The sequence below is a fragment of the Bacillus sp. XF8 genome (assembly GCF_017498755.1).
Classification (GTDB): Bacteria; Bacillota; Bacilli; order Bacillales; family Bacillaceae_G; genus Bacillus_A; species Bacillus_A bingmayongensis.
In genome coordinates this window covers 62,622-84,551 of the sequence record NZ_JAGDQK010000027.1, presented here as the reverse complement: position 1 = coordinate 84,551, position 21,930 = coordinate 62,622, and the positions used below count along the sequence as shown (strand labels likewise).

Here is a 21,930-nt window from a genome sequence, read left to right as displayed (position 1 = left end):
CGTTTCGCCCCCTCGGACGAGGCAAAAAGCGCCTCTCTGTCGGGTGCTCCAACGTCCTGCGATTCTGAGCGAGTCGCTTCCGCTTTTCTAAAGAAGTTAGGTGGGAGATAAACTGCCCGTAAAAGCCCGATTGGTGCGGGCTGATAATCAGTGGGGGATGGAGAAAACCCCCACTGATTAAAGTTTCACTTTATGTAAAGAGGTAGGAGGAAATGGTATATGTACGTTACTGTAACAGATGCAGCATATAAAAAAATTATGGATACGATTCCAAGTGAAGCAAAGTTTATAAAGTTGTTTTATGATAATGAAGGATGCGGCTGTGTGATGAGTGGAATTATTGATTTAGTGGCTGTATCAGAAAAAGATGAACGTGATGTAGAGATTGAATCAAATAAATTGCAGTTTATTGCGGATCGCACAAAGCTTGTTTTTATGGATGATAAGTTGACTGTTGATTTACATGAATCAGGGGGACATTTTCAACTGAAAAGTCCAAGTCAATTTTATAATCCAAACATGAAACTTCATATTCGAGTGTAACTGATTAAGAAGGAGCGAATCATAAGCTCCTTTTTCTTATGAAACTTTTTAGCTAATTAAATGTACATTAGATTGAATTTTCTGTATAATCTTTTGTGCGGAGGGGATACGCATGAGAAGATGGGGGATTGAATTATTACTTTTAAGTGTTGTTATTATTTGGGGTGTAAATTATACAATTGGAAAATACGGACTTGAAGAATTTTCAGCAATTGAGTTTACTGCGCTCCGGATGATTGCAGCAGGACCGCTATTATTATTACTTACATTTTATATTGAAAAGTCATTGCATATGGAATTAAGAGATATACCGAGGCTCATTGTAGTTAGTGTTGTGGGAATTGTGCTGTATCAAACATTATTTATGGAAACCATCAAATATACATCCGCTACGAATGCTTCCTTACTCATTTCTATTTCACCTATTTTTACAACGATGTTTGCGGTTTTTTTGAAACAAGAGAAGTTTTCCCAGAGAAAGTTAGTCGGTTCTATTATAGCCTGCACTGGTGCAGCGCTTGTGTTATTAGCTGGACATTCACTTGCTGGTTCTTTTTATGGAAATGGAATTGGGCTCATTACATCGATATGCTGGGGGCTATATCCAGTTTTAGCAGGACCACTTATCAAAAAATATTCAGCACTCCGCGTGACGGCATGGTCAGCAGTTGTTGGAGCGATTCCGCTCGTTATACTGAGCGGATGGCATACTTTTTCGTTGCCATTTCAAATTGAACAAGGGATGTCATGGTTTGCGCTATTATATTCTATTTTCTTTGTAACGGTATTCGGTTTAGTTATGTGGTATATTGGAGTTCAAAAAATTGGGGCTTCTCATACGATGGTGTATATGTATATTACGCCATTTGTTGCAGTTGTATTTGCGGCGGTATGGGCGAAGGAACATATTTCGCTGCAACAAATGATTGGCGGATGTATTATTTTTCTCGGTTTATGGTTTGTGAAATCTGAAAAACTTGAGACGCAGTCTGCCATATCAGAACATATATCAAAATAGGAAAACAGATCAGTTATGGTCTGCTTTCCTATTTTTTTATTTTTGGTAAAAATATAAGGAACAAAATAGCAGTAATAAGTGGAATTAAGTTGAGACATGGTATGCGAAACAGTGCAATGAGAATAATACCCGGGAGAAGGACACCGAGGACGGCATAGAAAATACTATGTTTTTTTGTGTACCAATATAACGAGAGTCCTATAAGTGCAGGGATAATAAGGTGAATGAGAGCCATTAAAAAATAAATCATTAGAAGCCCCCTTTTTTGTGTACTTACTACATGCATGTAAATTGAAAAACTGACGTAAAACTTTTCTTTTTAGGCGGGGGAGAGGAGCCGCTTATGCATAGAAGCGGTCAGATCCTTTTTTCGCTCCATGCCGAGTGAAAACAAAAGGAGAAAACGCGTGGAGGTCTCTTTTTGTTTCCAAGAACATGGTTTATATATTGGAAAATTAAAGTGGATATATATACATCATATCCATATTTTTGTAGATTGATATCATTTTTTTGTAAATCTATGAAAAAATGTTTGCAAAAACGTCACAAATTGCTCCTGCTTCCAAACTAGAAATCTTGTATAATATTATTTCTGAAAAATATTTTAACAACGTAAACATAGTGGTTATGTTGTTTTTTCTTTGAATGTAACAGATAAAGTCTGATGATATGTAAATAAGATGATAGTGATAAAGGAGAACTGCATGATTAGTATGTCACTAAGGTCATTTAAAATCCAAATGTATTATTTGCTAGGCGCGATGCTATTAGGATGGGCGATGACACCTTTTTCTGCTCACTTTTTAGGCGTTGGGATTGGTTTACTCGTTAGTATGTATTGTGTTTGGATTTTAGGAAGACGTATTGAAAAGCTTGGAGATAGTATTGTAAAAAAGAGTAAAGCACCAACACTTGGTATGATTAATCGGTTCGCAGCAGCGATACTAGGCGCGATTATTATGTATGAGATTGAACACCATATGGTCATGTGGGCATTTGCTGTGGGGATTATGGGTGGTTATTTCTTAATCGTTATTAATTTAGGATACTATAGCATGAAAGATGCGAAGAAATAAATACAAGAACCTTTTCTTTTAGGTGGGAGAGAGCGTCCGACCATGGGTAGAAGCGGACAGTGCCTTTTTTCGCCCCATGCCATGTGAAAACAAAAGAAGAAAGTGAGTGGGGAATCTGCTTTTGTTTTCAAAGCCGCGATTTATATGAGGAAAAATCAAAGTGAATATATAGAAAGAAGCTTACGTTTTTAGCGTAAGCTTCTTTTTTATGTAAGTATGTGTAACCTGTAAAGCCGCATGGGTTTTGTCGGTGAGTACGCGAAACTTTCAGGTTACAATATACTTATTCATATGAGTAAAGGTCATTCAGACAGTAAAGGTTCAATTAAGCGATTGGGCCACCTAATTTGATAATGTTTTCAGAAACGTTCTCGAACTTCTTGAAGTTTTCTTTGAATTTACCTGCAAGTTCGATTGCTGTTGCTTTGTAAGCAGCTTTATCAGCCCATGTTTGTTCAGGCATTAATACTTCATCAGGTACGCCTGGTACATGAAGTGGTACTTCAAGACCGAAGACGTCATGCTTCGCTGTTTCAGCGTTATCAAGCTCGCCGTTTAATGCAGCTTGCACCATTGCACGAGTGTAACCTAAGTTCATACGTTTTCCAACGCCGTATTCGCCGCCAGTCCAGCCAGTGTTCACTAAGAATACTTTTGCATCATGTTTCTCGATCTTTTCACCAAGCATTTCAGCATAGCGAGATGCATCGAGTGGTAAGAATGGAGAACCGAAGCAAGTTGAGAATGTCGCTTGCGGAGACGTTACGCCGCGCTCTGTTCCAGCTAGTTTACTAGTGTAACCGCTTAAGAAATGGTACATAGCTTGCTCTTTATTTAATTTACTGATTGGAGGTAATACTCCAGATGCATCAGCAGTTAAGAAAATAATTGTATTTGGATGTCCTGCAACACTTGGTACTACGATATTATCAATCGCATGAATTGGGTATGCAGCACGCGTATTTTCTGTTAATGCAGTATCATTATAATCTGCAATACGTGTTTGATTATCAATTACAACGTTCTCAAGCACTGATCCAAATGTAATTGCATCAAAAATTTGTGGCTCTTTTTCATGAGAAAGGTTAATACATTTCGCGTAGCAACCGCCTTCAATATTGAACACACCGTTATCAGACCAACCGTGCTCATCATCACCAATTAATTTACGGTGTGGGTCAGCAGATAATGTTGTTTTACCTGTTCCAGATAAACCGAAGAATAGAGCAACATCGCCTTCTTCACCTACGTTTGAAGAGCAGTGCATAGATAAAATATCTTGTTCTGGAAGTAAGAAGTTCATAATAGAGAAGATAGATTTTTTCATTTCTCCAGCGTATTCAGTACCACCGATTAATACGATGCGTTTTTCAAATGAAACCATAATAAATGCTTCAGAGTTTGTGCCGTCAATCGCTGGATCTGCTTTAAAGCTTGGTGCAGAGACAATTGTAAACTCAGCTTCATGATTCGTTAATTCTTCTTCAGTTGGACGAATAAATAATTGATGTACAAATAAATTGTGCCATGCATATTCGTTAACAACTTGCAATGGAAGACGATAGTTACGATCAGCACCAGCGAACCCTTTAAATACGAATAATTCTTCTTTTTCTTTTAAGTATTCCAATACTTTTGTGTATAATTTATTAAAATGTTCTTCAGAAATCGGTTGATTTACAGGTCCCCAAGCAATTTTGTCTGCAACCGATGCTTCTTTCACAATGAATTTATCTTTAGGAGAACGTCCTGTATATTTTCCTGTAGAAGCAGAGACGGCACCAGTAGAAGTTAATTTTCCTTCGTTTCTCATTAGTACTTTTTCCACTAATTGTGGAACGCTTAGTTGAATCTGTGCGTTGCTTCCGTTCAGTAATTCATGTAATCCAATTTGGACATTCACAGTACCCATATTTATATACCATCCTTTTCATTTTAATGAAATTTTTCTCGTAATCCCCATCAAGAGTATAACACAATTATATAAATAATGTATACTATTTATTTATTTTTGTTTGTGTGAATGTATTATTTTCCTATTAATATTTTGTTCGACACGAAATGCGAAAAACTTGTAGGAATATGTGAATATTAATTGACAAATGAATATCATTTCTTTAGTATAGGTTGGGACGGATACTCTCTTATCCCGAGCTGGCGGAGGGACAGGCCCGATGAAGCCCAGCAACCTCACTTGTAACGGTAATAAGCAAGTGAATAGGTGCTAAAACCTGTGCGAGGCGAACGGTCTCGAACGATAAGAGCGAAGGGCAAAAAGCAGTATGCAAGTAGCAAATTAAACCTTTCCTCTATAATTAGGAAAGGTTTTTCTTTATACTTGTGTGGGAGAATAAATGAATGTCGCAGTTTGTGGCAAATTAAGGATGAGTTCCGTACAATATATACAATTACTGTAGGGAGGTTTACCACATGACAAAACAACGTCATCTGTTCACATCTGAGTCTGTAACTGAAGGACATCCAGATAAAATTTGTGACCAAATTTCTGATTCAATTTTAGATGCGATCTTAGCAAAAGACGCAAATGCACGTGTAGCTTGTGAAACAACAGTAACAACTGGTTTAGTATTGGTAGCGGGGGAAATTACGACTTCTACTTATGTAGATATTCCAAAAATCGTCCGTGAAACAATCCAAGGTATCGGTTATACTCGTGCAAAATACGGATTCGATGCAGAAACTTGTGCAGTTTTAACATCTATCGATGAGCAATCTGCTGACATCGCTATGGGTGTTGACCAAGCGTTAGAAGCACGTGAAGGTCAAATGACTGACGCTGAGATTGAGGCAATTGGTGCAGGAGACCAAGGTTTAATGTTTGGTTTCGCATGTAATGAAACAAAAGAATTAATGCCACTTCCAATCTCACTTGCTCACAAATTAGCTCGTCGTTTAACGGAAGTTCGTAAAGATGAAACATTAGAATATTTACGTCCAGACGGTAAAACGCAAGTTACAGTTGAGTATGATGAAAATGGTAAACCAGTACGTATCGATACAATTGTAATTTCAACGCAGCACCATCCAGAAGTTACATGGGAAGAAATCGATCGTGATTTAAAAGAACAAGTAATTAAAGCTGTCGTACCAGCAGAATTAATGGATGAAGAAACAAAATTCTTCATTAACCCAACTGGACGCTTCGTAATCGGTGGACCACAAGGTGATGCTGGTTTAACAGGACGTAAAATTATCGTTGATACTTACGGTGGATATGCTCGTCACGGCGGCGGTGCATTCTCTGGTAAGGATGCAACAAAAGTTGACCGTTCTGCAGCATACGCAGCTCGTTATGTTGCGAAAAACATCGTAGCAGCTGGCCTTGCTGAAAAAGCAGAAGTACAACTTGCATACGCAATCGGCGTAGCACAACCGGTATCAATTTCAGTTGATACATTCGGCACTGGTAAAGTATCTGAAGAAGTACTAGTAGAGCTAGTTCGTAGTAACTTCGATCTTCGCCCAGCTGGTATCATCAAAATGTTAGACTTACGTCGCCCAATTTACAAACAAACAGCAGCTTACGGACACTTCGGACGTACTGATGTAGATCTTTCATGGGAACGTACAGACAAAGCAGCAGCTTTAAAAGAGCAAGCTGGTCTATAATATAAAAAGGAAAAAGCTTTGCGTTTTTACGCAAAGCTTTTTTATTTGTAATTTGTCTGCAGTAAGGCGAAAAGCTCAATATCATGCCATTTTCCATTTCGAAATACAGCTTCTTTACACGTACCTTCATGTTGAAATCCAAGTTTTTTATAAAGGTGTATCGCTTTATCATTAAATGAAAATACACGTAAGGATATACGGTGTAAGTTTAATTCTAAAAAGGCATAGTCTAATAATAAAGTTAATGCTTCTTTTCCGTACCCTTGCCCCCAGTAATCTTTCTTTCCGATATCGATGATACATTCTGCATTTCGATTATGTGGGTCAATATTAATTAAAGATGTGATTCCGATTGGAAGGCTACCCTTTTTCTGTTCAATAATATAACTTTTTGAGGTGGAAGAGTGAATGATTTGTTTGCAAAACTGTTCTGTTTCCGAGAAAGAATATGTATCGAGATTGAGACTGGTAGTGCTCATCACTACTATATCATTTCGCCAATGGTAATAGGTTGGAATATCACCTTCTGAAAATTTTCGTAAACGAATCCGATTTGTTTCGAACAAGTGAAAAACCTCCTTTATTTCACTTCATTACTGTGGGTTTTACGTACTCCAGCACAAGAACTGCAATACACTTCTAGCTCAAGTTCAATATACTTTTTTATATTTGCCATTCCACTCGCTGGAAAAGGCATATGAATCTAAGCTTTTTTATACGTTTTTATTTCTTTCCCGCATGACTTACAAAGTGTCGTTTTTTTACGGAACATGGGATATCATCCTTTCTTCTGACGCGCTTTTCCAGCACAAAATGCACTGCATAGTAAAAAGAGTGTTGCAAATCCGATTCCACCCATCGTTGCATTTGGTACAGCATCTTTTAACGCCATCCCAGCACTGATGGAAGCGACAAATAGAAGGATAAATACGGTTGTGAGTTTTTGATAAAGTTCCATGAATGAACCTCCTAAGTATGAAAGTTTATTTAGTATGTATCTGGTTATTTCGTACGATTTCTAATCCATTGAAATAAAAATGCTAAAACAAGAGGAAGCACGGTACTTGATAATAGCGACTAGAGCCGTTTAGCATGAATACGTATAATTTTAGAAAATTGATATCTAATCTATGGGTAATGAGTTGAAAGGGAATTAGAATTATAAGAAAAGGAATCCATGGGACATGTTGTTTAAGATTATAAAATAGAGGTATAGAAAAAATCCCTTTTTATGGTTATATATACTTATATTGTATCATAATGTTTCGGTCATTCACTAGATAATTGTAGATATGTGATGTATCTCATATTTGATAAAGTATTTATACGATATGATAAAATTATGAGTAGTTATAAGAAGGAGAGGATAAATATGAGCGTAACAGAACATAAAAAACAAGCGCCGAAAGAGGTGCGCTGTAAAATTATTACGGTCTCTGATACACGTACAGAAGAGACGGATAAGAGTGGTAAGTTACTACAAGAATTATTACTAGAAGCAGGACATACGGTAACTGCTTATGAAATTGTAAAAGATGATAAAGAAAGTATTAGGCAAGCTGTATTAAGTGGATATCACCAAGAGGATGTTGATGTTGTATTAACAAATGGAGGAACAGGCATTACAAAGCGTGATGTGACGATTGAAGCCATTTCAGCATTGTTAGATAAAGAAATCGTTGGCTTTGGTGAATTGTTTCGGATGATTAGTTATTTAGAAGATATCGGAAGCGCGGCGATGTTAAGTAGAGCAATTGGCGGAACAATTGGAAGAAAAGTTATCTTTTCAATGCCAGGTTCTAGCGGGGCAGTTCGCCTTGCGATGAACAAATTAATTTTACCAGAGCTAGGTCATATTACATTTGAGCTGCATCGTCAATGAAAAGGCTTGCTGGAATTGTATTAGCGGGTGGTATGTCGAGACGCTTTGGTGAGCCAAAAGCATTGGCAAGCTGGCAAGGACATACTTTTATCGAGCATATCGTTCAAGTGATGCAGACTACCGTGCAAGATGTAGTTGTGATTAGTCATCCTGATATAAAAGAAAGGATCGTTACTTTAGTAGACGTTCCTGTTATAGAAGATATTCCTTCCTATAAAGGAGAGGGACCGCTTGCTGGGATTGTATCGGGGATGGCGCATATAGAGGCGGAGTGGTATATCATTTCGCCTTGTGATACGCCGAATCTTTCAAATGAGTGGATTACAGCATTAGTAGGACAAATAAGTGGTGAATATGAGGCAATTGTTCCGGTTATTGATGGAGGAAAGCAGCCACTATTAGCGGCGTATCATTATAGTATAAAAGAAAAAATATACACATTGTTAAACGAAGAAAAACGAAGTATGGGACAACTTTTATCACAGTGTAACGTAAAGTATGTGATGGAAGAAGAATGGAATGTAGCGAAAGAATTGTTTATGAATGTAAATACACAAGAGGAATATTTGCGGTTACTTAAAGAGAAAAAGACCAAAAAGGTATGACGTTATAGAGTCATACCTTTTTCTTTTATGAGTATTACGGATGAGTTGAACTTTCCTATTACGCAAGTAGTTCAGCATTGTTTTGCTGAAGCACTTCTTCATATTGCATGTATAAACCGTGAAAAATCTCATCCCAGCTTTGTGTAGCAGCATAGGCACAAGCAGCTATGCTCATTTGTTTACGCATTTCATCGTTATTTAGTAACTGATAAATAGATGATAAAAATGATTCCGTTTTTTTAGGTCCACAAAGAAAACCTGTTTTTCCATCTGTAATAATATTTTTTACTCCGCCAGAATTTGCACCAATTACTGGTGTACCACATCCGAGCGATTCGAGTACGACATTGCCAAACGTTTCTGTGGCCGATGGAAATACCATAAGGTCAGAGCATGCATAAGCTTCTGCTAAGTTTTCCCCTTTTAAATATCCTGTAAAGGTCACGTTAGTTGTTGGTGTAGCTTCACGTAGTTCTTCGGCAAGGGGACCGTCTCCAGCAATAAGCCAATGAATATCACCTTTTCGTTCTTTTAGTGTTGTGTGAATGAGTGTACGAAGTGTTTCAATATCTTTTTCAGGGGCAATGCGTCCGACATAGGAAAGAATGTATGGAGCAGTAATATTATATTTTTTTCGGAATACGTCTTTATTGTAAGCCGGATGGAAGAGTGAACAATCTACTCCGCGTCCCCAAATATATAAATTTTGAAATCCTTTTTTTGCTAATTGCTGTAATGTTTCGGGAGAAGGGACAAAGTTTTTTTGCATGTGGCTATGAAACCACTTTAAATAATTCCATAGCATATTGGAGAAAAATTCAATTTTATAATATTGCAAGTAGGCGTCAAAGTCTGTGTGATAGGAACCGACAAGAGGAATGTTTAATTTTTTCGCGTAATACATGCCACATAGCCCCATATTAAAGGGAGTAGCAATATGAATGATGTCAGGTCTAAAGCTAAGAAGTTCCCGCTTAATGCGCGGGGTAGGAAAAGCAATTCGACATTCTGGATATAATATTTTCAGCGGGATACTTCTCATCTTATTCACATTGGCTACGAAGTCATCTTCTGCTGTATGCTGCGGTGCAAATACGGAATAGGAAATATTTTGTTTTTGAAAATAACGGATCAAACGATCTAATGTTTTTGCTACACCGTTTACTTGCGGTGTAAATGTATCAGTAAATATGGCGACTCTCATCCAATCTCTCCTTTACATGAAAAGTGGAATGAATTGATAAAAAGAGATGATGCCAGAACATGTGCCAAGGCACATACCTACAAATACATCTGATGGATAATGAAGCCCGAGATAGATGCGGGAAATTCCTACAATCATTGCTAATGGAAGTAAAAAGACTGCTAAGTTTGGATCATAACAAATAAATGGAACGGCAACTGAAAAAACAGCTGTTGTATGACCGGACGGAAATGAATGATCTTGTAATGGATGTAATGGGTATTTTGCATCTTGAATTGTTAAATAAGGCCGTTTACGTGGGTACCATCTTTTTAATATTTGCACAGGGATATGACTAATTGCTAATGAAAGAGCTGCTGCAATTGCGGCAGTGTGCAGAAGTCCTTTTGAAAAGATAAGAAAGCATAACGTGAGTGAGATAGAAAAGATTGCACCACCGATATGTGTAATCGTGCGGAAAAAGATATTTAATGTTTTTTGATCAAAGTAACGGTTAATTCCTTTGAAAATGTAACATTCTATTTTATATAAGGAGCTGACCTTCATGAAAACTCTCCCCTTCATTTACATATATATTCAGATGATATCTTTTATTTTAATAAGATTTTATTGAGGGAATAATAAGATTTTGTAAAGAAAACGTTAGAGTTTTAATGAAAAAAGCTGCCATTATAGTGGCAGCAAGTAACGGCTATTTTTGCAGTGACTTATAGTATTGTCCTTTTTCAACATACTGTTTGCGAATGCGCTCCATATCTTTTCGATCTTCATCTGTTAATTCACGAATGACTTTTGCCGGACGACCGAAAGCGAGTGTGTTAGGTGGAATTTTCTTTCCTTGTGAAACTAAGCTACCAGCACCAATGAATGCACCTTCGCCAATTTCAGCGCCGTCTAAAATAATGGATCCCATCCCGATTAAAGCATCTTTTTTTAAAGTACAGCTATGTAAAATAACTTGATGTCCAACGGTAACATCGTCTTCTAAAATAAGGGGATACTGTGGACTTTGGTGAAGCGTACATTGATCTTGTACATTTACTCTGTTTCCAATGATTGTTGGAGACACATCACCGCGAATAACCGTATTAAACCAAATGCTTGATTCTTCGCCAATTGTAACATCACCTGTAATCGTAACGTAGTCAGCGATAAAAGCACTACTCGCAATTTTCGGATTTTTATCTTTATAAGGATATATCATGTAAAGCCTTCCTTTCCTAGAAACTAGTTTTAGTGTATCAAATTACGGAAAAGAGTGAAATGGAGGAGTTTCGTATGTGGAATTATGAAGCGGAAGCAGCCAAAGCCGTAATCGTGATTGTGCACGGTGCGATGGAATATCACGGACGTTATGAGGCGCTAGCAGAAATGTGGACTCATTTCGGGTATCATGTTGTTATGGGGGATCTTCCAGCTCATGGAACAACTTCAAGAAATAGAGGACATATTGACTCATTTGATGAATACATAGAAGAAATAAAATTATGGGTGAAAGAAGCAAGAAAATATCGGCTCCCTATTTTTTTATTTGGACATAGTATGGGTGGTCTTATTGTCATTCGAATGATGGAAGAAACGAAGAGAGAAGATATAGATGGAATTATATTGAGCTCACCATGCTTAGGTGTTTTAGCGGTACCTGCTGCTCCGCTTCGAGCTGCTTCAAAGTTGTTAAATATTTTCACGCCAAAACTCCAATTTCCCACAAATCTTACAGTCGAAATGTCAACGCGAAATAAAGAAGTTCGTGATGCAATGGAAAATGATTCGTTGTTCTTGCGCAAGGTGTCAGTTCGTTGGTATAGTGAATTGATAAAATCTATTGAGATTGCTCATGAAAAAATAGATGAGTTTCCAGACGTTCCGCTCTTGCTAATGCAGGCGTGTGAGGATAAACTTGTAGATAAAACACGTGTCCGTAAATGGTTTGATCGGTTGAAAATAAGTGATAAAGCATATAAAGAATGGCCGAATTGTTATCATGAGCTATTGAATGAGTATGAGAAAGATGAAATTTTTAGTTATGCCAAAGCATTTATGGAAACACATTTAAATAATATAATACAAACAAATAAATAATGATTTGTACATTTAATAGAGGAGATGAAGGAAGAAGTGAACGTACCGAGTAATCCCATAACGCTCATGGCGAAAGTATACCGTGATGTGTTTCCGGTTGTACACCATGAGCTAGCGATGTGGAAAGAGCGTGCCTACCATATTCCAAATGATGAGCTTCATAATCAGGCAATTGCAAGTATTGAACATAAAACGTTTCATTGTGAAGGCGGTGGTATTTTAGCGCTGCTTGCAAATGAACACCGTGAGGAATGTATTCGTTTTATTGTGGCGTATCAGACGATTAGTGATTACTTAGATAACTTATGTGATCGTAGTACATCGCTTGATCCGAATGATTTTGCTGCACTACATGAATCAATGCTGACTGCATTAACACCAGAGAGTGAAGGAAGTAATTACTATCGTTATCGAGATGATCAAGATGATGGTGGTTATTTAGATGAGCTTGTCGCAACATGCCAAGATGTACTAAGAAAAACAAAGCATTATGAAAAGATTGCACCAATTCTTCACGAGCTTGCTTGTTATTATTGTGATTTGCAAATTCATAAGCATGTGGAACTAGAAGAGCGAGAACCACGCTTGCAAACATGGTTTGAAGCTCATAAGGAAAACGTACCACCGATGAGCTGGTTTGAATTTTCCGCATGTGCAGGATCAACACTTGGAATCTTTTGTCTCGTGGCATATGCGTTTCATGATGAATTACTTGATGAAGATATTGCGAAGATTAAGCAAGGTTATTTCCCATATGTACAAGGGCTTCATATTTTACTTGATTATTTTATTGATCAAGAAGAAGATCGCATCGGCGGAGACTTAAATTTCTGTAGTTATTATGAAAATGAACAAGTTATATTAGAGCGAATGAAGCATTTTGTAAAAGAAGCAGAAAGAAATATTGGCGACTTACCACATGCGAAGTTTCATCGCCTTATTAGTCGCGGTCTCCTTGGAATTTATTTATCTGATCAAAAGGTATCAGAGCAAAAGAATATGCAGCAAATGGCACGGCGCATTGTGAAATATGGTGGATTCACTTCACGATTCTTCTATTGGAATGGAAAGATGTACCGAAAGAAAATGGCGCAGTGATAGAAGGATGAAAAGACGTGTATATGAAGCACGTCTTTTTCTATTGTTTTTTACAAGAAGAGTGACATATCCTTGTAGTGTATCTTGTTTTGACATTATATTCTGATTTCTAGATAATAGAAATATAATAGTTTGAAAGGGTGGGATTGAAGTGAAGAATATATTAGATCAAGCCAAAGAGAGACTATTGGAAGATGAAAATATCGTATCGTACCTGCAATGTTCTTTAGAAACTTTCATATATCGGAGTGTCATGCGGCCTGTTGTATTCGTTTTGACAAATAGAAGGCTCTTTTTCTGTGGGCCTGATATTGCTGGAAATACATTATTTGAAGAATTTTCATTTGATAACATATCCACTATAAAAGTGAAAAAAGATTTGTTTGGAACGAAAATTTCAATCCAGCATGATACAGAGTGGATTAAAATAAAACACATTCAACATAGAGATCCTAGTGGATTCGTAAAAAAAATTGAAGAAATGATGGTAGCTTAAAAACTGTCCCTGAAGTAATGATTTACTTGCTTTGGGGCAGTTTTATACAAATAAAAACCTATATGTGGCAGCTCATGTAGAAAAAGCATTTGTACAAAATATACAAATGCTTTTTCTTATATTTTTTGTTCTTTGATTTTATAGAATAGGTATAGTAAAAACTCAACTATGAAAATGATAAGAACAGATAAGCCAAATAAAGGCATGATAATTCCTAATAAAATCATAATGAGTATGAAAGTGAATGTACTTTTCTTATTTTTTTGCTTTGGCGGTGCACAGAGCTTTCCTTTCGGTTTTCTCGCTAACCACATTTTCATTCCTAAATAGATGAGAAGTAATAAAGATAATGCTGTTAATAAGCATAGTATTTTATTTGGCCATCCGAACAAATGCCCTTCGTGAAGAGGGATACCATAAGAAAACCATTGTGCAAATAATCCGTAGTTGCGATAGTCAATTTTGGAAATGAGAGTGCCGCTATATTGATCGAAATAAGCAGTGGTTTCTTCATTTGGTGATACGTGCATGCCTGTAATACCAGACCCGCTAGATTTTGAAACGGTAAATACTCCTTTCGAATCATCGGGTAATGCAATCACATAAGGTTTTTTCATTTGAATGTTCTGTTTTAGTTCATCGATTGTAAGAGCTGTTTGTTCACTTACACTTGATTGCGGTGGTGTTTCTTGTCTAGTTGCCCACGGTAATTCTTTAAACTGAGATTCTGGCGGAGCCATATATAACTTTGGGTATCCGAGCGATTCATTAGAAGTTGCGATGCTATAAATTTGTTTTCCCATAAAAGCGGACCAAGGTAATCCTGTTAGTATTAAGAGAATGAGTGGAATTGTAAATACAATCCCAATTATCCAATGCAGTCGCTTAGAGTGTTCTCTAGCATTGGATACTGGAGTGTTTTTGAAACTTTTTATACTCATATATAAACCAGTAACAATTAAAAAAATGGTCCAGCAAGCAGCTAATTCAATTAAGTAGTTTACAACTGTACCGCCAACGAGAAGAGAACTATGCAACTCACGCATGATATTTGCGAATGTTTCATTCGCATTTTGATCTCCAACAATTTGATTCTGCTTGTCCAAATAAACATATTTTTGATCGCCTGTATATTCATTTTTCATTGTGAGTCTTGTATTATATTCATTTTCAAAATAGCTAATTTTCGTTACGTTATAGTGAGGATATTTCTTTTCTGTTAGCGAAATGGATTCAGTCATAGAAAGAGATTCTGTTTGATGACTATTTCCGAAATATAAATCCTTATAAATGAAATTTTCAACTTCCTCTCGAAACAGATATCCAATGCCACTAAGTGATAAAGTAATGAGCAGTGGTGCTATGAAGAGGCCGGCGTAAAAATGCCACCGCCAGAAAATATAGTGAAGCGATCGATTTAGTTTCATACTTTAGTTCCCCTAACCTTCCTTATATGAATCAAATACGTATTTAATATAACGGGATTAAGTGTGATTATTTTGAAAGAAGTGTGAAAAAAACAAAAAATCTTAGGGAAATAGGAAAAGACGTACAGCATGTGTACGTCTTTTTGTTCTTGGCGTATAGAATATGTATGTAATTTACAATTGATTTGCTAAATATTTATGAACAACCGCCTTAGCAAGACAAAACGATGAGTCCACAAAGCAAAGGTTATTTGACCCTGCGTTTGATACAACATTTAAATCGGTACAAGCTATAATAACGACATCCACTGCTTCAGATAATTCCATACAAAGTGTATGCCATAATTCGTTTGCTTTATTGATGTTCCCTGTTTTTATGCTAGAGATAATTTGAGTGATAATTGTTTGCCAGCTATTTTTATGTATATAATCCATACCATGTTTTACAATCCGATCTTGATATATGCCAGATTGAATAGTTGCATCGGTCGCTAAGAGAGCTACTTTTTTTATATGATTTGGTATTTCTTTTAGTGTTTCATCTACCATATTTAAAACAGGAACTGACACTGAATTTTGTAACTGATCAAAATATAGGTGAGCGGTATTACATGGCATGGCAATAAAATCGACACCCGTACTTTCAAGTTTTTGTGCACCAGTTATAATCGCTTGTTCCATAGCCTTATGATCAATCGGTCTATCGATATAAAATGGTGTTGGACAAGAATAAATCATCATATGAGGGAAGTCCATATCATGTTTTGCACCATATATTTTTTGACATTGCTCAACGACTGTATCAACGAATGGACCTGTTGATTTTGGCCCCATTCCTGCTAGTATTCCGATCATTGTTGTACCTCTCCTTAATTTCATAATCTAAAGTTAGAAATTCTTGTTTTTATCTACATGTTCCTTCTTTTTCGTACAAGATAAAGGAATAAGCCTATTAATACAACTGAATATGCAAGTGCCCATACAGTAAGCCAAAGTACGTGCGTAAGCAAATGATGTTCATATTGCCCAAGCATCATAAAACCATTGATAGGCGGGAAGAACCATAATAGTTCCGGCATGTCTTTTTTGAGACGAATAGACGCAATCGTAATCAGTAATACAAATGAAAGGCTAAGCCAAGCTGTACTTGCTTTTTTTATGATATTTCGTGTAAATAGTGTTGCAATTGAAATGCCGATTATAGATAAAGAAATGTGTGTAAGGATGCCAGTTATAAATAATGAGACTGTCATTTTTTCGTTAAACATTTGAAAGGCAATTGGATATATAACAGATATAAGGGATAGAACGCTACCAATGAGAAATACTGCTACATATTTACCAAGGTATAAAGTCCATATGTTCTTTGTATGTGAAAGGGTAATTTGTTCTTGAACAGGATCTTCCGTATGAAACAGCGTAATGGTAATCCAAGCTGAAAGTAAATAGAGTGTAAGGGAAGTTTCTAAATATGTTGCAACAATCGGATTTGGCTTATAAGCATAGAAAAAGAGTAAACTTATGATGTACATCGCAATTGGCGGAACATACTTGTACGATTTTGTATAATCAAGAAAATTGTAACGAATGAGCGCGAGCATAGGGATCCTCCTTTCGGTTAAGGAATTTAGGTTGTAGCAATGTAATGAACGCATCGTTATGTAATAAGTATTGAAGTATGTCATTTGTATAAGTCTTTTCAATTTGTAATTGAATGAGGTGCTGATTTGCGTTATATGTAACATGTATATAGCCGGATTGCTTCTGTAACTTTGTGATAGAAAAAGTGTGTGGTACCGTTGCTTCTATGTAAGTATGTTCTTTCGGGATTGCATCAAATGTTAAAAGTTTATCCGCTGCAATTGTATGATTAGCGAGTGTCACAATTCGGTCGGCAAAGTTTTCTAATAGCTGTTTCTCATGACAAGTGAAGAGAATGGTAAGACCTTGTTTTTTCAATGAGAGCAATATATGTTCAAGTTCTTCTTGGGACCTTGGATCAAGTCCAGAAAGCGGTTCATCTAAAATTAATATATCAACATTACTAAGGAGTGCTTGCATGATACTGGTTTTTTGCTTCATTCCTTTTGAAAAACTTCTTATAACGGAATGATTAGCGTGTTGTAAATGAAAAGTTTCTAGTAGTAAAGGGATTTTGTTCTGTAAATGCTCTTTCGATAGGCCGTGAATACGACCGAGATGGTACAAATAATCTTCTAGCGTAAAACGAATATCCTCTGGAAAATGTTCTGGTACATAGCCGATTTTCATATCTGACTGTTTTTGGATTGTTCCTGTGGTAGGAGAAATAAATCCAGCAATGATTTTGAGTAAAGTGCTTTTTCCGGTACCGTTGCCGCCGATAATGGCAACCGCTTGTCCTTTTGGAATTGATAAATGGATGTTTTCTAGTATCATCTGTTTGTCGTATTTCTTTTGTATACCCTTTAGTTCTAACAAAATGGTTCCCCCTCTTCTTATATCCATTATATGGTATATTTTATTCTTGGAACAATAAAAAAAGCGCCGATATATTTAGCGCTTCTCAATTGCCACGATAAATGGCGGGTTATTTTGTTGATTGATGAATCCGTAACGAAGTACGTGAGCTTGTTTTTGATCGAGCTCTTCGGCAAATTGCAATACAGCATCGCGTTCTACTTGTCCTTCTGGATGTCCGTGATAAATGACAAGGATGATGATGCCTTCTGGTGCCATGACTTCTAATAATTGTTCAATGGCAGCTATTGTTGAGTTTGGCTTTGTTACAATATGTTTGTCACCGCCGGGCAAGTAACCTAAGTTGAAAATTGCTCCTGTTACTTTACCTTTTGCTTCTTCTGGCAAGACGGATAATAATGTATCATGGCTATCGTGAATTAAAACAGTTCGTTCTTCAAGTCCTTTTTCTTTTAGGCGAACAGTCGAACTTTCAATCGCTTCACGCTGAATATCAAATCCAAATACTTTCCCGTTTTCTCCAACAATCTCCGCTAGAAAACAAGTGTCGTGACCGTTGCCAAGCGTTGCGTCTACAGCAAAATCACCTTCTTTAATAGCTGTTTGCAAAAGCGTGCGTGCAAACGGCAATACACGTTCTAATTTCATACTGGTTTCACCTCGTTTGCGTATTTTCCTTGCCAGCTTCCGCGGCGTACAAATTCCGCATCGATGGAATTTAATACTTCCCATTTATTTAAACTCCACATAGGGCCAATCATTAATTCAGGTGGACCGTCACCTGTGATGCGGTGCACAATCATCTCTGCTGGCATGATTTCAAGTTGGTCAACAACAAGGCTTACGTAATCCTCAAGAGAGAGAAATTCTAGTTGTCCTTTTTCGTATTGCTTTACCATTGGCGTTCCTTTTAATAAGTGAAGTAAGTGAATTTTAATTCCTTGTACATCCAGTTTTGCTACTTCACGTGCAGTTTCCATCATCATGTCATAGTCCTCAAGCGGAAGGCCGTTAATAATATGGGAACATACTTTAATGCCGTGCTTACGAAGTTTGTTTACACCTTCTACATATGATGGATAGTCATGGGCACGGTTAATGAGATTCGCAGTGCGCTCATGAACAGTTTGTAGTCCAAGTTCTACCCAAAGGTATGTGCGTTTATTTAAATCAGCTAAATATTCAACAACATCGTCAGGCAAGCAGTCTGGACGAGTTGCGATGGAAAGACCAACAACGTCTTTTTCTGCTAAAAGTGGTTCGAATTTTTCTTTTAACACTTCTACTGGAGCGTGCGTATTTGTATATGCTTGGAAATAAGCAATACACTTTCCGTCTTTCCATTTTGAATGCATTTTTTCTTTCATTTCATGATATTGCGTTACAACATCCTCGCGGCGATCACCAGCAAAGTCACCAGAACCAGCGGCACTGCAAAATGTACAACCGCCATATGCGACTGTGCCATCACGGTTCGGACAGTCAAATCCAGCATCTAATGAAACTTTAAAGATTTTTTCGCCGAATTCTTTTCGTAAGTGATAATTCCACGTATGGTAACGTTTATTGTCATTTGTATATGGAAAAGGGTTTTGAACCTTCATTACATATCCCTCCTAAAGCCTAAAATGAAACAAAATCCATTATAACATACTCATAAGGTCGATATGGAAGGGACACACTAAAGGGGAATTAAAGGCAAGGAGGAAACAAAATGGCAGAGCGTCAATCACTTGAAGAATATATCACGCAAGCTGAGCAAGCGATAGAATATGCAAAAGAGCAATTAGATATCGGAAGTAGACAAGAGCATTACAATACAATGGAGTATTCTGATGCACAATTACAATTAGAACAAGCTTATAATGATTTACAAATTATGCAGCAACATGCGAATGATGAACAGCGTGAGCAGTTAAATCGTGCACGTATGGCAGTTCGTCAATTGCAGCACCAAATGATTATTACACCGCACTAATAAGGAGTGAATATAATGGCAAAGCGCTCAGATCAAAATAACCCAGAGCAAAAAACGCAAAATGGACATAACGCTGAGTTTTCAAATGAACTCGATCCAGTTGTTGAAGCAAAACAGCGTAATCGTAAAAAAGGACAACCGCAAAAATCGAAGCAATCAGAGTAAACCAGGTCGAAGTATGACCTGGTTTTATTTTTTTGCATTTTTTCATACTTACATTATAATTAAGTTTCAATAAGAAGAGTAACGGAGGAATAAACAATGATTGCACATATTGGTACAGTAGCGATTTACGTAGATGATCAACAAAAGGCACTTGAGTTTTGGACAGAGAAAGCGGGATTTGAAGTATATCGTAACGATCCGATGGGACCAAATGCGAGCTGGATTGAAGTAGGACCAAAAGGGACACGTTCTCACTTAGTCATTTATCCCAAAACAATGATGCCAAATGCAAATGAGTTAAAGGCATCTATTGTATTTGTAACAGAAAATATTACAGAAACGTATGAAACAATGAAGAATAACGGTGTAGAATTTACGCAAGAGCCAAACGAAATGCCTTGGGGTACATTCTCTATCTTTAAAGATAATGAAGGAAATGAGTTTGTTTTAAAAGGTTAAAATGATAGAAGGAAAAGCTGAGCTTACATGGCTCAGTTTTTTTATGTTCTTCATGGTAATATGTGGTATATTCTATATAGAGAGAAATATTAAAATAATTAGTTTCTTATAAAACACGACGGGAAAAACTAAAGGGCAGGGAACATAGATGAAAAATACTATGGAAACAAAAGTTGCTAATGTACAGGAGAAACTCAATGTATTTGGTAGCAAATCTTTTTCTCAACCAGTAATTGCAGGGAGTGTTGGTGTGAAAGGCGCCGCATCTTTCAAAGAAGATGTACAAGCTACTGAATTCAGTGTGATCGGTGATTGTGTAATTCGGGGAAGTTTAACCGCTAAAAGCTTTAGCAATTCTGGTGCATGCAAAATTAAAGGGGTAAGTCAGTTTAATGAAATGAAAAACATCGGTAGTTGTAGATTAGGAAAAGTGCAGGCGAAACATATATATTCATCAGGTACTTTATCGGTGAAAGAAGATGTGCATGCAGAATCATTTACAGTACAAGGGGCTGTTCGAGTACATGGAAATCTACAGGCGAAAAAGATTGGAATACAATTTACTTCACCTAGTGAATTGCAAAATGTTGAAGGCGATATAATTATGATAGTGCCATCTCGTAAATTTATATCTCTTACAAGCTTTATTCCAGGCATAAAGAAAAGAATTGCTTGTAAAACGATAACAGGGAACGACATTACTTTGAGTAAAACAGAGGCATCCCTTGTGTCTGGTTATCATATAAAAATTGGTTCAAATTGCAACGTGGGTGAGGTTGAATATAGCGGCACATTAGATATAGATCCGAGTGCGAGCGTTGGAAAGATAATACGGCTGTAATGTAAGTTTTTTAAGTGAAATGAAAATATATATCCTAAAATAACAAGCGGCTACATATGCTACGTGTTTACATGTAACATATGTAGCTGTTTTATTTATATTACAAAAATGTAAGGTAAATGTAATGTAAAACAATGGCAGATAACCTCGAAAAGGCGCAGAATGGGAAAAGAAAAAACAAACGTAGGAGGATATATATGAGCAGATCAGTTGTAGACGTAAAAAACGTCCAAAAAGTATACGGTAAAAAAGGCGAAAGCCAATCGCACGCATTAAAAGGTGTATCTTTCTCCATTCAAGAGGGTGAATTTGTTGGAATCATGGGACCGTCTGGTTCAGGGAAAACGACGTTACTAAATGTAATTTCAACATTAGATAAGGCAACGGGCGGCGTTGTTGAAATTGCTGGTACGGATATTACGAAGATGAAACAAGGGGAACTTTCTGACTTCCGTTCTCAAAAGTTAGGATTCATTTTCCAAGACTTTAACTTACTAGAAAATCTATCAATTTATGAAAATATTGCATTACCACTTTCTCTACAAGGTGTTTCTTCTAGAAAGATTGGACCAAAAGTAGAAAAGGTAGCGAACATGTTAGGAATTTCAGAAATTCTTCAAAAGTATCCATCTGAAGTATCTGGTGGACAAAAACAGCGTTCAGCAGCAGCGCGTGCGCTTGTACATGAACCGGCAATCATTTTAGGAGATGAACCAACAGGAGCACTAGATTCTAAAAATGCAACAAGTCTTTTAGATGCGATGACCAATCTAAATGAAGAACAAGGTGTTTCAATTATGATGGTTACTCATGATCCATACAGTGCAAGTTATTGTCAGCGTATTTTGTTCATTCAAGATGGTGAGTTATATAAAGAGATTCACCGTGGTGGTACGCGTGAAGCGTTCTATAAAGAAATTTTAGATGTGCTTGCAGACTTAGGTACACAAAAAGCATAAGAAAGGA

General features: G+C 36.9%; 27 protein-coding genes, 1 pseudogene and 1 riboswitch. Of the genes and pseudogenes, 14 read left to right on the top strand and 14 right to left on the bottom strand.

From position 1 onward, the window contains the following. Positions 1-219: 219 nt before the first annotated feature. Positions 220-543 (top strand): iron-sulfur cluster biosynthesis family protein, encoded by a 324-nt coding sequence (locus J4P91_RS17230; protein ID WP_017153751.1) that lies wholly within the window; start codon positions 220-222, stop codon positions 541-543. A gap of 112 nt (positions 544-655) precedes the next feature. Continuing rightward, on the top strand, positions 656-1,561 hold the full coding sequence (locus tag J4P91_RS17225; protein WP_207995089.1) for a DMT family transporter: 906 nt from the start codon (positions 656-658) through the stop codon (positions 1,559-1,561). 28 nt (positions 1,562-1,589) lie between these two features. Here J4P91_RS17225 and J4P91_RS17220 read toward each other — a convergent pair whose 3' ends face one another. Continuing rightward, the gene (locus J4P91_RS17220; protein ID WP_207995088.1) at positions 1,590-1,811 is read right to left on the bottom strand and encodes a hypothetical protein; all 222 of its coding nucleotides are present in this window, start codon (positions 1,809-1,811) and stop codon (positions 1,590-1,592) included. A gap of 454 nt (positions 1,812-2,265) precedes the next feature. Here J4P91_RS17220 and J4P91_RS17215 point away from each other — a divergent pair, with 454 nt between their 5' ends. Continuing rightward, positions 2,266-2,637: an ATP synthase subunit I gene (locus J4P91_RS17215; RefSeq protein ID WP_017153754.1), complete on the top strand. Its 372-nt coding sequence runs from the start codon at positions 2,266-2,268 to the stop codon at positions 2,635-2,637. A 325-nt stretch (positions 2,638-2,962) separates the two neighbouring features. On the opposite strand, the gene pckA is transcribed toward J4P91_RS17215, so the two are convergent. Beyond that, positions 2,963-4,549 carry a phosphoenolpyruvate carboxykinase (ATP) gene (gene pckA, locus J4P91_RS17210; protein ID WP_207995087.1) on the bottom strand — a complete coding sequence of 529 codons (1,587 nt, stop codon included), beginning with the start codon at positions 4,547-4,549 and terminating at the stop codon, positions 2,963-2,965. 229 nt (positions 4,550-4,778) lie between these two features. Beyond that, positions 4,779-4,901, top strand: a riboswitch (SAM riboswitch). 166 nt (positions 4,902-5,067) lie between these two features. Between pckA and metK the strand changes: the two genes are divergently transcribed. Continuing rightward, on the top strand, positions 5,068-6,267 hold the full coding sequence (metK, locus tag J4P91_RS17205) for a methionine adenosyltransferase (RefSeq protein WP_017153756.1): 1,200 nt from the start codon (positions 5,068-5,070) through the stop codon (positions 6,265-6,267). Between the two features lie 41 nt (positions 6,268-6,308). Here metK and J4P91_RS17200 read toward each other — a convergent pair whose 3' ends face one another. From J4P91_RS17200 to J4P91_RS17190, 3 genes and pseudogenes are all read right to left on the bottom strand, one after another. Further along, positions 6,309-6,833, bottom strand: a complete 525-nt coding sequence (locus J4P91_RS17200) for a GNAT family N-acetyltransferase (RefSeq protein WP_207995086.1) — start codon at positions 6,831-6,833, stop codon at positions 6,309-6,311. 14 nt (positions 6,834-6,847) lie between these two features. Continuing rightward, positions 6,848-7,039: pseudogene (locus J4P91_RS17195) on the bottom strand (hypothetical protein). Between the two features lie 6 nt (positions 7,040-7,045). Further along, positions 7,046-7,225, bottom strand: coding sequence for a hypothetical protein (locus tag J4P91_RS17190; RefSeq protein WP_207995085.1), 180 nt, complete (start codon positions 7,223-7,225; stop codon positions 7,046-7,048). A gap of 414 nt (positions 7,226-7,639) precedes the next feature. Here J4P91_RS17190 and J4P91_RS17185 point away from each other — a divergent pair, with 414 nt between their 5' ends. Next, positions 7,640-8,149 carry a MogA/MoaB family molybdenum cofactor biosynthesis protein gene (locus tag J4P91_RS17185; RefSeq protein WP_207995084.1) on the top strand — a complete coding sequence of 170 codons (510 nt, stop codon included), beginning with the start codon at positions 7,640-7,642 and terminating at the stop codon, positions 8,147-8,149. Next, on the top strand, positions 8,146-8,754 hold the full coding sequence (locus J4P91_RS17180; protein WP_207995083.1) for a molybdenum cofactor guanylyltransferase: 609 nt from the start codon (positions 8,146-8,148) through the stop codon (positions 8,752-8,754). The genes J4P91_RS17185 and J4P91_RS17180 overlap by 4 nt, the downstream gene beginning before the upstream one ends. A 58-nt stretch (positions 8,755-8,812) precedes the next feature. On the opposite strand, the gene J4P91_RS17175 is transcribed toward J4P91_RS17180, so the two are convergent. From J4P91_RS17175 to J4P91_RS17165, 3 genes are all read right to left on the bottom strand, one after another. Further along, the gene (locus tag J4P91_RS17175; RefSeq protein ID WP_207995082.1) at positions 8,813-9,958 is read right to left on the bottom strand and encodes a glycosyltransferase family 4 protein; all 1,146 of its coding nucleotides are present in this window, start codon (positions 9,956-9,958) and stop codon (positions 8,813-8,815) included. 12 nt (positions 9,959-9,970) lie between these two features. Further along, positions 9,971-10,504, bottom strand: a complete 534-nt coding sequence (locus J4P91_RS17170) for a phosphatase PAP2 family protein (RefSeq protein WP_207995081.1) — start codon at positions 10,502-10,504, stop codon at positions 9,971-9,973. Between the two features lie 145 nt (positions 10,505-10,649). Continuing rightward, positions 10,650-11,162, bottom strand: a complete 513-nt coding sequence (locus J4P91_RS17165; RefSeq protein WP_017153764.1) for a gamma carbonic anhydrase — start codon at positions 11,160-11,162, stop codon at positions 10,650-10,652. 74 nt (positions 11,163-11,236) lie between these two features. Between J4P91_RS17165 and J4P91_RS17160 the strand changes: the two genes are divergently transcribed. The 3 genes from J4P91_RS17160 to J4P91_RS17150 all read left to right on the top strand — a co-directional run bounded on the left by J4P91_RS17160 (position 11,237) and on the right by J4P91_RS17150 (position 13,634). Further along, complete coding sequence (locus tag J4P91_RS17160) at positions 11,237-12,040, top strand: alpha/beta hydrolase (protein WP_207995080.1); 804 nt, start codon at positions 11,237-11,239, stop codon at positions 12,038-12,040. A 36-nt stretch (positions 12,041-12,076) separates the two neighbouring features. Beyond that, positions 12,077-13,138 carry a tetraprenyl-beta-curcumene synthase family protein gene (locus tag J4P91_RS17155; protein WP_207995079.1) on the top strand — a complete coding sequence of 354 codons (1,062 nt, stop codon included), beginning with the start codon at positions 12,077-12,079 and terminating at the stop codon, positions 13,136-13,138. A 151-nt stretch (positions 13,139-13,289) separates the two neighbouring features. Further along, entirely contained in the window at positions 13,290-13,634 is a 345-nt protein-coding gene (locus J4P91_RS17150) for a PH domain-containing protein (protein ID WP_207995078.1), read from the top strand. 116 nt (positions 13,635-13,750) lie between these two features. Here the strand turns inward: J4P91_RS17150 and J4P91_RS17145 are convergent, their stop codons facing one another. The 6 genes from J4P91_RS17145 to mnmL all read right to left on the bottom strand — a co-directional run bounded on the left by J4P91_RS17145 (position 13,751) and on the right by mnmL (position 19,125). Continuing rightward, positions 13,751-15,061, bottom strand: a complete 1,311-nt coding sequence (locus J4P91_RS17145) for a PepSY-associated TM helix domain-containing protein (RefSeq protein ID WP_207995077.1) — start codon at positions 15,059-15,061, stop codon at positions 13,751-13,753. A 174-nt stretch (positions 15,062-15,235) separates the two neighbouring features. Continuing rightward, positions 15,236-15,916 (bottom strand): aspartate/glutamate racemase family protein, encoded by a 681-nt coding sequence (locus tag J4P91_RS17140; RefSeq protein ID WP_207995076.1) that lies wholly within the window; start codon positions 15,914-15,916, stop codon positions 15,236-15,238. A 53-nt stretch (positions 15,917-15,969) separates the two neighbouring features. Then, positions 15,970-16,662 carry an ABC transporter permease gene (locus J4P91_RS17135; RefSeq protein ID WP_207995075.1) on the bottom strand — a complete coding sequence of 231 codons (693 nt, stop codon included), beginning with the start codon at positions 16,660-16,662 and terminating at the stop codon, positions 15,970-15,972. After that, positions 16,631-17,524: an ABC transporter ATP-binding protein gene (locus tag J4P91_RS17130; protein ID WP_207995113.1), complete on the bottom strand. Its 894-nt coding sequence runs from the start codon at positions 17,522-17,524 to the stop codon at positions 16,631-16,633. The genes J4P91_RS17135 and J4P91_RS17130 overlap by 32 nt, the downstream gene beginning before the upstream one ends. Before the next feature lie 72 nt (positions 17,525-17,596). Continuing rightward, the gene (gene mnmM, locus J4P91_RS17125) at positions 17,597-18,169 is read right to left on the bottom strand and encodes a tRNA 5-(aminomethyl)-2-thiouridylate-methyltransferase MnmM (protein WP_207995074.1); all 573 of its coding nucleotides are present in this window, start codon (positions 18,167-18,169) and stop codon (positions 17,597-17,599) included. After that, positions 18,166-19,125, bottom strand: a complete 960-nt coding sequence (gene mnmL, locus J4P91_RS17120; RefSeq protein ID WP_207995073.1) for a tRNA modification radical SAM protein MnmL/YtqA — start codon at positions 19,123-19,125, stop codon at positions 18,166-18,168. The genes mnmM and mnmL overlap by 4 nt, the downstream gene beginning before the upstream one ends. 110 nt (positions 19,126-19,235) lie before the next feature. Here mnmL and J4P91_RS17115 point away from each other — a divergent pair, with 110 nt between their 5' ends. The 5 genes from J4P91_RS17115 to J4P91_RS17095 all read left to right on the top strand — a co-directional run bounded on the left by J4P91_RS17115 (position 19,236) and on the right by J4P91_RS17095 (position 21,923). Further along, entirely contained in the window at positions 19,236-19,499 is a 264-nt protein-coding gene (locus J4P91_RS17115) for a YtzC family protein (protein WP_003208776.1), read from the top strand. A gap of 15 nt (positions 19,500-19,514) precedes the next feature. Further along, positions 19,515-19,664, top strand: a complete 150-nt coding sequence (locus tag J4P91_RS17110; protein WP_017153776.1) for a hypothetical protein — start codon at positions 19,515-19,517, stop codon at positions 19,662-19,664. Positions 19,665-19,760: 96 nt separating this feature from the next. Beyond that, positions 19,761-20,123 (top strand): VOC family protein, encoded by a 363-nt coding sequence (locus J4P91_RS17105; RefSeq protein ID WP_017153777.1) that lies wholly within the window; start codon positions 19,761-19,763, stop codon positions 20,121-20,123. Between the two features lie 148 nt (positions 20,124-20,271). Next, the gene (locus tag J4P91_RS17100; protein WP_207995072.1) at positions 20,272-20,964 is read left to right on the top strand and encodes a hypothetical protein; all 693 of its coding nucleotides are present in this window, start codon (positions 20,272-20,274) and stop codon (positions 20,962-20,964) included. Positions 20,965-21,161: 197 nt separating this feature from the next. Continuing rightward, a complete protein-coding gene (locus tag J4P91_RS17095; protein WP_207995071.1) occupies positions 21,162-21,923 on the top strand; it encodes an ABC transporter ATP-binding protein in 762 nt (253 codons plus the stop codon). Positions 21,924-21,930 lie beyond the last annotated feature (7 nt).

Coding starts and splice junctions, on each gene's coding strand:
- metK (WP_017153756.1), top strand. CDS start 5,068: ATGACAAAACAACGTCATCTGTTCACATCTGAGTCTGTAACTGAAGGA.
- J4P91_RS17230 (WP_017153751.1), top strand. CDS start 220: ATGTACGTTACTGTAACAGATGCAGCATATAAAAAAATTATGGATACG.
- J4P91_RS17115 (WP_003208776.1), top strand. CDS start 19,236: ATGGCAGAGCGTCAATCACTTGAAGAATATATCACGCAAGCTGAGCAA.
- mnmL (WP_207995073.1), bottom strand. CDS start 19,125: ATGAAGGTTCAAAACCCTTTTCCATATACAAATGACAATAAACGTTAC.
- J4P91_RS17170 (WP_207995081.1), bottom strand. CDS start 10,504: ATGAAGGTCAGCTCCTTATATAAAATAGAATGTTACATTTTCAAAGGA.
- mnmM (WP_207995074.1), bottom strand. CDS start 18,169: ATGAAATTAGAACGTGTATTGCCGTTTGCACGCACGCTTTTGCAAACA.
- J4P91_RS17135 (WP_207995075.1), bottom strand. CDS start 16,662: ATGCTCGCGCTCATTCGTTACAATTTTCTTGATTATACAAAATCGTAC.
- J4P91_RS17100 (WP_207995072.1), top strand. CDS start 20,272: ATGAAAAATACTATGGAAACAAAAGTTGCTAATGTACAGGAGAAACTC.
- J4P91_RS17180 (WP_207995083.1), top strand. CDS start 8,146: ATGAAAAGGCTTGCTGGAATTGTATTAGCGGGTGGTATGTCGAGACGC.
- J4P91_RS17105 (WP_017153777.1), top strand. CDS start 19,761: ATGATTGCACATATTGGTACAGTAGCGATTTACGTAGATGATCAACAA.
- J4P91_RS17185 (WP_207995084.1), top strand. CDS start 7,640: ATGAGCGTAACAGAACATAAAAAACAAGCGCCGAAAGAGGTGCGCTGT.
- J4P91_RS17225 (WP_207995089.1), top strand. CDS start 656: ATGAGAAGATGGGGGATTGAATTATTACTTTTAAGTGTTGTTATTATT.
- J4P91_RS17220 (WP_207995088.1), bottom strand. CDS start 1,811: ATGATTTATTTTTTAATGGCTCTCATTCACCTTATTATCCCTGCACTT.
- J4P91_RS17160 (WP_207995080.1), top strand. CDS start 11,237: ATGTGGAATTATGAAGCGGAAGCAGCCAAAGCCGTAATCGTGATTGTG.
- J4P91_RS17190 (WP_207995085.1), bottom strand. CDS start 7,225: ATGGAACTTTATCAAAAACTCACAACCGTATTTATCCTTCTATTTGTC.
- J4P91_RS17095 (WP_207995071.1), top strand. CDS start 21,162: ATGAGCAGATCAGTTGTAGACGTAAAAAACGTCCAAAAAGTATACGGT.
- J4P91_RS17175 (WP_207995082.1), bottom strand. CDS start 9,958: ATGAGAGTCGCCATATTTACTGATACATTTACACCGCAAGTAAACGGT.
- J4P91_RS17110 (WP_017153776.1), top strand. CDS start 19,515: ATGGCAAAGCGCTCAGATCAAAATAACCCAGAGCAAAAAACGCAAAAT.
- J4P91_RS17140 (WP_207995076.1), bottom strand. CDS start 15,916: ATGATCGGAATACTAGCAGGAATGGGGCCAAAATCAACAGGTCCATTC.
- J4P91_RS17165 (WP_017153764.1), bottom strand. CDS start 11,162: ATGATATATCCTTATAAAGATAAAAATCCGAAAATTGCGAGTAGTGCT.
- pckA (WP_207995087.1), bottom strand. CDS start 4,549: ATGGGTACTGTGAATGTCCAAATTGGATTACATGAATTACTGAACGGA.
- J4P91_RS17215 (WP_017153754.1), top strand. CDS start 2,266: ATGATTAGTATGTCACTAAGGTCATTTAAAATCCAAATGTATTATTTG.
- J4P91_RS17145 (WP_207995077.1), bottom strand. CDS start 15,061: ATGAAACTAAATCGATCGCTTCACTATATTTTCTGGCGGTGGCATTTT.